The following is an 11,143-nucleotide window of genomic DNA, read 5'->3' as shown; positions in this document are numbered from 1 at the left end:
ACATACAGGTGTAAATAAAAATGAAACCAAATGGAAACGGCGGTTAATCAACATCATGTACGCGGAGGAGCGCCAGCAGGAGATCCTGCGCCGAGCCCGGGAGGCCGGGCGGGTGGACGTGGTCACGCTGGCCGAGGAGCTGCTGGTCACCACCGAGACCATCCGGCGGGACCTGACCGCGCTGGAGCGGACCGGCGTGCTGCGCCGGGTGCACGGCGGCGCCATCCCGGTGGAGCGGCTGGGCTTCGAGCCCGCCCTGGCCGCCAGGGACGAGGTGCTGACCGCCGAGAAGGAGCGTATCGCCAAGGCCGCCCTGGCCGAACTCCCCCAGGACGGCGCGATCATCATCGACGCGGGCACCACCACCGGCCGCCTGGCCCAGGTGCTGCCCGCCGACCGGGAGCTCACGGTCATCGTCAACTCGCCGCCGCTGGCCACGGTGCTGGCCACCCGGGCCAACCTGTCGGTGATCATACTGGGGGGCCGGGTGCGCGGGCGCACCCTCGCCACCGTCGACGACTGGGCGCTGCGCCCGCTCGACAACCTGCACGTGGACGTGGCCTTCATGGCCACCAACGGCTGCACGGTGAGCCGGGGCCTGACCACGCCCGACCCGGCCGAGGCCGCCATCAAGCGGGCGATGATCGCCGCGGCCCACCGCACGGTCCTGCTGGCCGACCACACCAAGTTCAGCAACAGCTACCTGGCCAGGTTCGCCACCCTGGCCGACATCGACACAGTCGTCACCGACACCGGCCTGGACAGCGGCCTGGCCGCCGACCTGGCCGCCGCCGGACCCGAGGTGATCCGCGCATGACCGTGAAATCGGAGGCCTGATCAGATGGCGAGCATCGAGAGCAAGGACATCCACAAGATCATCGTCGCCTGCGACGCCGGCATGGGCAGCAGCGTGATGCTGGCCGGGCAGCTGCGCAAGACGCTGAAGGGCCAGGACATCGAGGTGGCGCACACTCCCGTCAACGCGATTCCGGCCGACGCCGACGTGGTGCTCTGCCACGCCGGCCTGGCGGCCAGGGCCCGGGCGTCGGCGCCTGGCACGGTGCTGATCCCGTTCCAGATCTTCATCGGCGACCCGGCGGTGACCGGGCTGATCTCCACGATCAAGAATGGTGGCACCGTTCATGGCTGAGGGCGTGCTGGACCGGCGGGCCGTGCATCTCAAAGCGGTCGCGGTCAACCGGGAGGACGCGATCCGGCAGTGCGGGCAGGCGCTGCTGGCGGTGGGGGCGGTGCGGGAGCCGTACCTGGTGACGATGCTGGAGCGGGAGCAGTCGATCTCCACCTACGTCGGGGAGGGGGTGGCGATCCCGCATGGCACGCTGGCCGGGAAGGACGCGGTGCTGCGGGACGCGCTGTCGTTCCTGCGCTTCCCCGACGGGGTCGACTGGGGCGGCGAGCGGGTGACGATCTGCATCGGCATCGCCGCCACCGGCGACCGTCATGTCGCCGTGCTGGCCGAGCTGGCCGAGATCCTGCTCGACCCTGATCGGGCCCGGGTGCTGCGGGAGACCGCCGAGGTGGACGAGGTCATCGCGATCCTGGGCGGTGGCGCGTGAAGGTCGCGCGTTTCCACGCCCCCGGCGACCTGCGCGTCGAGGAGGCGCCCGAGCCGGTCACCGGCCCGGGCGAGGTCAAGATCCGGGTGCGCAACTGCTCCACCTGCGGCACCGACGTCAAGATCTACAAGCACGGCCACCACCACATCGACCCGCCCCGGGTGATGGGCCACGAGATCGCCGGGGAGATCGTCGAGTCGGCGGCCCCCGGCTGGTCGCCGGGAGACCGGGTGCAGGTGATCGCCGCGATCCCCTGCGGCCGCTGCGCGGAGTGCGCGCGCGGCCGGATGACGGTCTGCCCGAACCAGGAGTCGATGGGCTACCACTACGACGGCGGCTTCGCCGAATACCTGACCGTCCCGGCGAAGGTGCTCGCCGTGGACGGGCTCAACCGGATCCCGGATGGGGTCGGCTTCGCCGAGGCCTCGGTGGCCGAGCCGCTGGCCTGCGTGCTCAACGGCCAGGAGCTGGCCAGGGTGGGCCCGGGCGACGATGTGGTGATCATGGGCTCGGGCCCGATCGGCTGCCTGCATGTACGGCTCGCGCGGGCCAGGGGCGCCGCCCGGGTCTTCCTCGCCGACATCAACCCGGACCGCCTCGCCATGGCCGCCGCGCTGGTACGGCCCGACGCGGCGATCCACACCGACATCGAGGAGCAGATCGCCAAGCTGACCGACGGCCGCGGCGCCGACGTGATCATCACCGCCGCCGCGGCGGGTTCCGCGCAGGAGCAGGCGATCCGGATGGCCGCCCGCCAGGGCCGGATCAGCTTCTTCGGCGGCCTGCCCAAGGACAACCCGATCATCGCCTGCGACTCCAACCTGGTGCACTACCGGGAGCTGACGATCGTCGGCGCCAACGGCTCCAGCCCGGCCCACAACGCCCGCGCGCTGGACCTGATCGCCACCGGCGCGGTCCCGGTCGCCGACCTGATCACCGAACGGCTGCCGCTGACCGACATCCTGGCCGCGATCGACACGGTGGCGCGCGGCGCGGCCATCAAGGTGACCATCGAACCTTGAGAACGGGAGAGACGGTTCCCGAGAGGACCGTGACGATCGCGACCGGCTTGCACGCCCGGCCCGCGGCCGCGGTGCCGGCGCCTAAGGCCGTGCGTGACAACGTGTCCGCGGTGTTCGCGAAGCTTCAGGTGGCCGATCGGGCGCAGGCGATCATTCAGGCGGGGTTGGCGCGCTAGGCGTACGCGGTGATGCCGAGTTTGATCGCGACGAGCAGGCCGCAGGTGGCGGCGAGGATGCGCAGGCTCTGGCCGGGGAGGCGGCGGACGAGGCCGGGGCCGAGGCGGCCGCCGAGCAGCAGGCCGGCGGCGAGCGGGATCGCGGCCAGCCAGTCGACCGGGCCGAACAGGGCGAAACCGAGTGCGGCCACCGCGTTGGCGAACACGCCCAGGACGTTCTTGACGGCGTTGATCCTGGCCGGGAGCTCGGGCAGCGCCGCCATCAGCACGGCTAACATGAGCACGCCTCCGGCCGCGCCGAAATAGCCGAGGTAGATCGCCACCGCGAACACCGTCAGCCGTACCGGCAGGCGCTCGTGGGGGCGTGGGCGCGGCGGCCGGAGCAGCAGCAGCGAAGCGGTGGCGACCAGCAGCGGGGCCGCGAACTCGAACGCGCTCGGCGGCGTGACCAGCAGCAATGCCGCGCCCGCCGCACCCCCGAGTGCGGCGGCCACGCCTAGGCGGCGCAGCAGCGGGCCCTGCCCGGACAGCTCGGGCCGGGAGCCCGCCGCAGCGCCGAGTCCGGTGAACACGAGCGCGACCGTGTTGGTGACGTTGGCGGCCAGCGGCGACAGGCCGAACGCCAGCAGCGCCGGGTAGGAGACGATCGACGCCAGGCTGACGACCGTGCTCAGCAACCCGGCCAGCACACCGGCGGCGAACAGACCAAGAATCTCCCCCGCGACCACCCGGAAACCCAACCACATCGGCGGGATCGGGTTTCACCGGCCCCCAGGAAGCCGTCGCCTTCGGGTCGCTTCGTCCGGGCAACCACAGTGCCCGGGTCGCTTCGTCCGGGCAACCACGGGACCCGGGTCGCTTCGTTTGGGCGACCACGGGGCCCGGCGGGGCCGGGCGGAGCCCGGGGGAAATCAAAGGGAGGGTGGGTGGGAGAACCCCGGTTCGCTGCCTAGTAGCCGCCCGTGTCCGAGCCCGTATCCACCACCGGGTCGGCGGCCGGGGCCGGGCTCTTCACCCGGTGGTCGCTGAGGTGCAGGTCGCCGCCGAGCCTGACCCTGAGGGCGTCCAGGACCGGGCGTTCGCCCAGCACCGTCCAGAGGTTCCCGACCAGGTGCGGGTTGTATTCGGGGGCCTGGTCCATCCATTCGTCCTTGCCCTGCTGGGTGGCGAAGGTGTTCACGAAGAACTGGCCGTCGTCGGTCTTGCAGGCGCCGGTGCGCAGCTCCGCGGCGTCCACTTGGATGTCCGGCGTGCAGCCGACCTTGGCGGCGAGCTGCTCGACGGTGGGGGGAGGGCCGAGGACGGCCTCCGTGTTGGCCGTCTCACCGCCGGGCTCGCTCCCTGAGCAGGCCACGGTGGACAGCAGTGCGAATGCCGAGACGGCGAGCGCGATCTGGCGCGAACTTGTCAACACAATCGAGATACGCGGGGATGCCGTGTCAGGTTCACTCCATGATTATTCCTATTCGCAATGTTATGGGTATAAACCGGGCGCATCGGGAATGTTACTAAGCACCGGGTGATTGAATGCAGATGGCGCCAACAGCGCCCGGCGGCCCGGAAGACCGGCCCGAGCGAGCGGGGGACTCCGCTCGGGCGGTGGCTGCTCTCCGTTGACCACCGGGGGAAACCTTGCCTTCATCGCTGTCCGACCTGGCGTTGCCCACCTGGCAAACGACACAACCCGCGGCTCTCTTTCTCGCCGGTGCGGCTGCCCCCCAGCCGCGTACGCTGCTCGACGTCTTCGACGCGACCGTAAGGCGGCATCCCCGGGCGCCGGCCCTCGACGACGGCACTGTCGGCCTCACCTACGCCGAGCTCGCCTTCGAAGTGACCCGGCTCGCGGCCGAACTGGTCCTGGCCGGAGTGGGCCGTGGCGACCGGGTGGGCGTGCGGGTCCCGTCGGGAACGGCCGATCTGTACGTCGCGATCCTGGCCGTCCTCCGGGCGGGCGCGGCCTACGTCCCCGTGGACGCCGACGATCCGGACGAGCGGGCCGAGCTGGTCTTCGCCGAGGCGGAGGCGTGCGCGGTCGTCGGCGAGAGCCGTACGCTCACGATCCGGCGCGAGCCCACCGGCGAGCGCGGGCGGCCCGGACCGGGCGACGACGCGTGGATCATCTTCACCTCCGGCTCCACCGGGAAGCCCAAGGGCGTCGCGGTCTCGCACCGTAGCGCCGCCGCGTTCGTCGACGCCGAGGCACGGCTGTTCCTGACGGCCGAGCCGATCGCCCCCGGAGACCGGGTGCTGGCGGGGCTCTCCGTGGCGTTCGACGCCTCCTGCGAGGAGATGTGGCTGGCCTGGCGGCACGGCGCCTGCCTAGTCCCGGCGCCGCGGGCGCTGGTGCGCACCGGCATGGATCTGGGGCCCTGGCTGATCGACAAGGGCATCACCGTGGTGTCCACCGTGCCGACGCTGGCCGCGCTGTGGCCGGTGGAGACGCTGGACGAGGTCCGGCTGCTGATCTTCGGCGGCGAGGCCTGCCCGCCCGAGCTGGCCGACCGGCTGGCGGTGCCCGGGCGTGAGGTGTGGAACACCTACGGGCCGACCGAGGCCACCGTGGTGGCCTGCGCGGCGCCGCTCGGGCAGGAGCCGGTCCGGATCGGGCTGCCGCTGGACGGCTGGGATCTCGCCGTGGTCGATCGGACCGGCACGCCGGTCGCGATGGGCGAGACCGGCGAGCTGGTGATCGGCGGCGTCGGCCTGGCCCGCTACCTGGACCCGGTCAAGGACGCCGAGAAGTACGCGCCGCTGCCCGCGCTGGGCTGGGAGCGCGCCTACCGCAGCGGCGACCTGGTCAAGGCGGAGCCGGAAGGGCTGCTGTTCGTCGGCCGCGCGGACGAGCAGATCAAGATCGGTGGCCGCCGGATCGAGCTGGGCGAGATCGACGCCGCGCTGCGGGCGCTGCCCGGCGTGGCCGGCGCCGCCGCGGCCGTGCGGACCACCGGCGCGGGCCATCAGCTGCTGGTCGGTTACGTGGTGGCCGCCGACGACTTCGATCCCGGTTCCGCCAGGGATCGGCTGCGCGAGGCGCTCCCGGCCGCGCTGGTCCCCCGGCTCGCCGTGGTGGACGAGCTGCCGACGCGCACCTCCGGCAAGATCGACAGGGACGCGCTGCCGTGGCCGCTGGCCGCCACCGAGGACACCGGCGGCCTGTCCGGCGTGGAGAAGTGGCTGGCCGAGCGGTGGCAGGAGATCCTCGGCGTCACCTCGGGCGATCCGGCCGCGGACTTCTTCACCCTCGGCGGGACCAGCCTGGCTGCGGCACGGCTGGTGTCGGTGCTGCGCGACCAGTACCCGGGCGTCGGCGTCGCCGACCTGTACGAACATCCGACCCTGCGCGGGCTCGGCGCGTTCCTGAAGGCGATGGACGCCCACGACCTGGCCGCCAATGACCGGGCCGTGACGCCACTCCCCCGCAAGGCCGCGCTGATCCAGGCCGCGCTGATGATTCCGCTGCTCACGGTGGGCGCGCTGCGCTGGATCGTGGGACTGGCCGCGCTGAACAACATCGTCGGCCTGCCCTGGATGCCGGTCGTGTCGTGGTGGTATGTGGCGCTGGGCTGGCTGCTGGTCGTCTCCCCGCTGGGGCGGATGGGCCTGGCGGCGGGCGTGGCCCGCGGGTTGCTGCGCGGGCTGAAGCCGGGGGCGTACCCGCGCGGCGGCGCCACGCACCTGAAGCTGTGGTTCGCTGAGCAGTTCGCGGCCAGGATCGGCGTGGCGGAAGAGTCCGGCGCGCCGTGGATCACGCACTACGCGCGGGCGCTGGGCGCGCAGATCGGGCAGGACGCGGATCTGCACACGCTGCCGCCGATCACCGGCATGCTGCGGCTCGGCAAGCACGCGGCCGTCGAACCCGAGGTCGATCTGACCGGATACTGGCTGGACGGCGACCTGCTGCGGGTGGGCGAGATCAGGATCGGCGCGGGCGCCACGCTCGGGGCCCGGTCGACGATCTTCCCCGGGGCCAGGATCGGGAAGAACGCGCAGGTCGTCGCCGGATCCGCGATGCGCAAGGCGGTTCCGGCCGGGGAACGCTGGGCGGGCGCTCCCGCCACGCGGACCGGGAAGGCCCGCCACCCCGCCAAACGCCCGCCGCGCTCGCGCCGCTGGGTCGCCCAGTACGCCGTGTCCGCCCTGCTGCTCAGCCTGCTCCCCGCCGTCGCGGCGCTGCCGGGCCTGCTGGTGCTGCGCGCGTTCATGGGATCCTCGCCCGGCTCGGCCCTCACCGGGGCGCTGCTGGGCGTGCCGCTCGCGACCGTGCTCTCGATGGCGACGTTCGCGCTGCTCACCGTGGTCTCGGTCCGCATGCTGGCCATCTGCCTGCACGCGGGCAGCCATCCTGTGCACAGCCGTACCGCGTGGCAGGCCTGGATGACCGCGCGGCTGATGTCGACGGCCCGGGTGTGGCTGTTCCCGCTGTACGCGAGCGCGTTCACGCCCGTCTGGCTGCGCGCCCTGGGGATGAAGGTCGGGCGGGACGTCGAGCTGTCGACCGTGCTCGCGCTGCCGTCCATGACCGCCGTCGGGGACGGCGCCTTCCTGGCCGACGACACGATGGTCGCGCCGTACGAGCTGGACGGCGGCATGATGCGCATCGACCACGTCCGGATCGGCAAGCGCGCCTTCCTCGGCAACTCCGGCATGACCGCGCCCGGCCGCAAGGTCCCGAAGGACGGCCTGGTGGGCGTGCTCTCCGCGGCTCCGAAGAAGGCCAAGGCGGGCTCGTCGTACTTGGGCATGCCGCCCGTGGAGCTGCGCCGCACCGCCGAGGACGCCGACCGCAGCCGCACCTACGACCCGCCGCTGCGCCTCAAACTGGCCCGCGCCGCGGTCGAATCGTGCAGGATCATCCCCGCGATGGCCACCGTCGCCGTCGCCGTCCTGGTCCTGGCCGCCTTCGAAACCCTCACCATCCGGTACGGCTTCGCGATCGCCGCCCTGCTCGGCGGGTTCGTCCTGGCCACCGCCGGACTCCTCGCGGCGCTGGTCGCCGTGGCCGCCAAATGGGCGCTGGTAGGCAGGATCCGGCCCGGCAACCGGCCGCTGTGGAGCTCGTTCGTGTGGCGCAGCGAGCTGGCCGACAACTTCGTCGAGGTGCTCGCCGCGCCCTGGTTCGCGCAGCCGTTCCTCGGCACCGCCCCGCTGAACCTGTGGCTGCGCGCGCTGGGCGCCAAGATCGGGCGCGGGGTGTGGTGCGAGACCTACTGGCTGCCGGAGATCGACCTGGTCACGCTGGGGAACGGCGTGTCGGTGAACCGGGGATGCGTGCTGCAGACCCACCTGTTCCACGATCGGGTGATGAGCATCGATACTGTCGTCCTGCGGGACGGATCGACGCTCGGCCCGCACGGGGTCGTCCTGCCCGCCGCGGTGGTCGGGGAGAACACCACGGTCGGACCGGCGTCCCTGGTGATGCGCGGGGAATCCCTGCCCGCCCAGACCCGCTGGTTCGGAAACCCGATCGCGGCGTGGTTCTGATGGAGAGCGGTGTCCTATTTTCCGAAGCGTGGTAACGAGGGTTACCGCGTCCTGCACTACGATCTCACGCTGGACTACCGGATCGTCACCAACCGGCTGACCGGGACCGCCGTGCTGGCCGCCGTCGCGACCGCGCCGCTGGACCGGTTCGAGCTGGATCTGGGGGTGTTCCGGGTCGGGCAGGTGCTGGTCAACGGGGCGCGGGCGCGGTTCACGCATCGGGACGGCAAGCTCAGGGTCACGCCGGGGAGCTGGCTGGCGGAGGGGCGGCCGTTCTCGGTGGAGGTGCGGTATGCGGGGAATCCGCGGCCGGTGTCCAGTCCGTGGGGGGAGCTGGGGTGGGATCAGCTGGCGGACGGGGTGATCGTGGCCAGCCAGCCGATCGGGGCCTCGTCGTGGTTTCCGTGTAACGACCGGCCGGCGGAGAAGGCGACGTATCGGATCGCGGTGACGGCGGCTTCGCCGTACCAGGTGGTGGCGAACGGGGTGCGGATCTCTTCGACGCGGGGGGCGTCGACCACGACCTGGGTGTATGAGCAGGCGGAGCCGATGGCGGCTTATCTCGCGAGCGTGCAGATCGGGCGGTACACCTCGGTGGATCTGGATGGGGTCGTGCCGCAGCGGGTGTACTACCCGGCCCGGCTGGCCACCCGGATCCAGCATGATTTCGGGCGGCAGGATCGCATGATGGCGACGTTCGCCGATCGGTTCGGGCCTTATCCGTTCGGGGGGTACACGGTGGTGGTCACCGACGACGAGCTGGAGATCCCGGTCGAGGCGCAGGGGATGTCGGTGTTCGGGGCCAATCATGTCGACGGGCGGCGTGGGAGTGAGCGGCTGGTCGCGCATGAGCTGGCGCATCAGTGGTTCGGGAACAGCCTGACGTTGGGGCATTGGCGGGATATCTGGTTGCATGAGGGGTTCGCGGCGTACGCGGAGTGGGTGTGGTCGGAGGCGTCCGGCGGGGATCCGGCCGCCGTACACGCCCGGCGGTGGCATCGCCGCCTGGCCACCGCGCCCCAGGACTTCGTCCTCGCCGACCCCGGCGCGCGCCGCCTCTTCGACGACCGCGTCTACAAACGCGGCGCCCTCACCCTGCACGCCCTCCGCCACACCCTCGGCGACGTCCCCTTCTTCTCCATGCTCCGCGAATGGACCACCGCCCACCGGCACGGCACCATCAACACCGGCATGTTCACCGATTTAGCCCGACATTTCACACCAGAACCCCTCGATGCCCTTTTCTCCTCCTGGCTCTACACGGCAAAGCTCCCCACCCTTCCCTGACCAGGCTGTCCCGCCTCTGGGCGGCACCCGAAGTGGCTCGCGGGAGCCGGATCCTGTCCGCCGATCGACCCACTTGAATCTCTTTCGGTTTTGTGGCCAGAGGGTGTGAACCTATGTGACTGATGGGGCGTCATGATTGTCAGGGAGGCCCTAATGGACGTCCTGGACAGCCTTGTCGACACCGAGCTCCACCTGGAACTCGTCCTCGTCGAGGCCCTGCACTGGGAAGCAGAACGGCTGGCCGCCCCAGCCGATCGCTGAACCCCGGCGCCCGTCCTCCACCGTGGAGGACGGGCGCCCGATCCTCTTCCGGCCGAAGCCGCTGGCCAGCATGCTGGCCTTCTTTGGGTACGCGCTGACGCTGCTGGCCCTGGAGTCCGACACGCTGTCGATTCTGGTGATGGAGATCGTGGACAATACCGTCATGCTGGCGGTTCCAGGCGCGATGGACGCGGGATTGACGACCGCGCTGTTCTGGGGCACCCTGATCGGCTCCCTGGCGGTGGCCTTCGTCGTTACCACGCCCATCAACAAGTGGATCATCGGCCGCGGCCGGGGGCACGCCGTCCTGCACAGTTATCACCACTGACTGACGGGCATGATCCTGACATCAGGCTCGTCGAGGGGACACCATGGCAGACAGAGCAGATGTCATAGTCGTCGGCGGCGGCGTCATCGGCCTGACCACGGCCGTATGCCTCGCGGAAAGCGGCCTGCGGGTCAAGGTGTGGGGTTCGCTGTTCCGGGAGCGCACCACGTCCGCCGTGGCCGGAGCCATGATCGGCGGCCCGGTCTTCAGCGAGCCGCTGGCATCGACCGTCCGCTGGCAGCGCGCCTCCATGGACGAGTTCACCGAACTCGCTAAGGATCCGGGCACCGGTTCAAGAGTCGCCCGCGGCCGTCTGGTCAGCCGCCTCGGCAACAGCATCCCGCCGTGGGCGACCGAGCTCCCCGGCTTCCGGCCCTGCACTCCCGACGAGAGCGCCGGCTTCCCCGTCGCCTTCTGGATCACCTCACCCCTCGTCGACATGCCCGTCTACCTGGACTACCTCATAGACCGACTGATCGCGGCAGGCGGCGACATCGAAGTCCGCACCGTGAGCTCCCTGGCGGAACCGGCCGCCGCCGCCCCCGTCGTCGTCAACTGCACCGGCGTCGGAGCCGCCGCCCTGGCCAACGACAACCAGGTCCACCCCATCCGGGGCCAGCACGTCGTCGTCGAGAACCCCGGCCTGGACGACTTCTTCTACGAGGGCGGCGTCGAAACCGACTGGACCTGCTACATGCCCCACGCCAGCCGCGTGGTCCTCGGCGGCAACGCCACCCCCGGCAACTGGAGCCTCACCCCCGACGACACCGAAACCCAAGCCATCCTCGCCCGCTGCATCGCCATCGACCCCCGCCTCGCCACCGCCAAAATCCTCGCCGTAGAGGTAGGCCTCCGCCCCGGCCGCCCCACCATCCGCCTAGAACCCGACCCCACCAACCCCCACCTGATCCACTGCTACGGCCACGCCGGCACCGGCGTCAGCATGTCCTGGGGCTGCGCCCGCGAAATAACCACCCTCCTCACCAACCCCTAACCCACCCAAAACCAGGT

The 11,143-nt window shown here is 71.2% G+C and carries 11 protein-coding genes; 9 read left to right on the top strand and 2 right to left on the bottom strand.

From position 1 onward, the window contains the following. Positions 1-55: 55 nt before the first annotated feature. The 5 genes from Amac_RS49265 to Amac_RS49245 are packed head-to-tail and all read left to right on the top strand — an operon-like array spanning position 56 to position 2,775. Entirely contained in the window at positions 56-817 is a 762-nt protein-coding gene (locus tag Amac_RS49265) for a DeoR/GlpR family DNA-binding transcription regulator (RefSeq protein ID WP_155361336.1), read from the top strand. A gap of 24 nt (positions 818-841) precedes the next feature. Beyond that, positions 842-1,150 carry a PTS sugar transporter subunit IIBC family protein gene (locus Amac_RS49260; protein ID WP_155361335.1) on the top strand — a complete coding sequence of 103 codons (309 nt, stop codon included), beginning with the start codon at positions 842-844 and terminating at the stop codon, positions 1,148-1,150. Then, positions 1,143-1,577, top strand: coding sequence for a PTS mannitol transporter subunit IIA (locus tag Amac_RS49255; RefSeq protein WP_155361334.1), 435 nt, complete (start codon positions 1,143-1,145; stop codon positions 1,575-1,577). Before Amac_RS49260 ends, Amac_RS49255 begins: the two co-directional genes overlap by 8 nt. After that, entirely contained in the window at positions 1,574-2,599 is a 1,026-nt protein-coding gene (locus tag Amac_RS49250; RefSeq protein ID WP_155361333.1) for a zinc-dependent dehydrogenase, read from the top strand. Before Amac_RS49255 ends, Amac_RS49250 begins: the two co-directional genes overlap by 4 nt. A 29-nt stretch (positions 2,600-2,628) precedes the next feature. Next, the gene (locus Amac_RS49245; RefSeq protein WP_155361332.1) at positions 2,629-2,775 is read left to right on the top strand and encodes a hypothetical protein; all 147 of its coding nucleotides are present in this window, start codon (positions 2,629-2,631) and stop codon (positions 2,773-2,775) included. On the opposite strand, the gene Amac_RS49240 is transcribed toward Amac_RS49245, so the two are convergent. Together Amac_RS49240 and Amac_RS49235 are read right to left on the bottom strand one after the other, a co-directional pair. Next, positions 2,772-3,521, bottom strand: a complete 750-nt coding sequence (locus Amac_RS49240) for a sulfite exporter TauE/SafE family protein (RefSeq protein WP_155361331.1) — start codon at positions 3,519-3,521, stop codon at positions 2,772-2,774. The two genes, Amac_RS49245 and Amac_RS49240, sit on opposite strands and share 4 nt — an antisense overlap. A gap of 203 nt (positions 3,522-3,724) precedes the next feature. Continuing rightward, complete coding sequence (locus Amac_RS49235) at positions 3,725-4,186, bottom strand: hypothetical protein (RefSeq protein ID WP_155361330.1); 462 nt, start codon at positions 4,184-4,186, stop codon at positions 3,725-3,727. 221 nt (positions 4,187-4,407) lie between these two features. Between Amac_RS49235 and Amac_RS49230 the strand changes: the two genes are divergently transcribed. The 4 genes from Amac_RS49230 to Amac_RS49215 all read left to right on the top strand — a co-directional run bounded on the left by Amac_RS49230 (position 4,408) and on the right by Amac_RS49215 (position 11,126). Then, positions 4,408-8,256 carry a Pls/PosA family non-ribosomal peptide synthetase gene (locus tag Amac_RS49230; protein WP_155361329.1) on the top strand — a complete coding sequence of 1,283 codons (3,849 nt, stop codon included), beginning with the start codon at positions 4,408-4,410 and terminating at the stop codon, positions 8,254-8,256. Positions 8,257-8,265: 9 nt separating this feature from the next. Continuing rightward, positions 8,266-9,543: a M1 family metallopeptidase gene (locus Amac_RS49225; protein WP_155361328.1), complete on the top strand. Its 1,278-nt coding sequence runs from the start codon at positions 8,266-8,268 to the stop codon at positions 9,541-9,543. A 283-nt stretch (positions 9,544-9,826) separates the two neighbouring features. Beyond that, positions 9,827-10,132: a DUF4396 domain-containing protein gene (locus tag Amac_RS49220; protein WP_246269199.1), complete on the top strand. Its 306-nt coding sequence runs from the start codon at positions 9,827-9,829 to the stop codon at positions 10,130-10,132. Between the two features lie 43 nt (positions 10,133-10,175). Next, entirely contained in the window at positions 10,176-11,126 is a 951-nt protein-coding gene (locus tag Amac_RS49215) for an FAD-dependent oxidoreductase (RefSeq protein ID WP_155361327.1), read from the top strand. Positions 11,127-11,143 lie beyond the last annotated feature (17 nt).

This window comes from Acrocarpospora macrocephala (assembly GCF_009687865.1).
GTDB lineage: Bacteria > Actinomycetota > Actinomycetes > Streptosporangiales > Streptosporangiaceae > Acrocarpospora > Acrocarpospora macrocephala.
This window is presented reverse-complemented; position numbering and strand designations above follow the sequence as displayed.

Coding starts and splice junctions, on each gene's coding strand:
- Amac_RS49255 (WP_155361334.1), top strand. CDS start 1,143: ATGGCTGAGGGCGTGCTGGACCGGCGGGCCGTGCATCTCAAAGCGGTC.
- Amac_RS49240 (WP_155361331.1), bottom strand. CDS start 3,521: ATGTGGTTGGGTTTCCGGGTGGTCGCGGGGGAGATTCTTGGTCTGTTC.
- Amac_RS49260 (WP_155361335.1), top strand. CDS start 842: ATGGCGAGCATCGAGAGCAAGGACATCCACAAGATCATCGTCGCCTGC.
- Amac_RS49215 (WP_155361327.1), top strand. CDS start 10,176: ATGGCAGACAGAGCAGATGTCATAGTCGTCGGCGGCGGCGTCATCGGC.
- Amac_RS49265 (WP_155361336.1), top strand. CDS start 56: ATGTACGCGGAGGAGCGCCAGCAGGAGATCCTGCGCCGAGCCCGGGAG.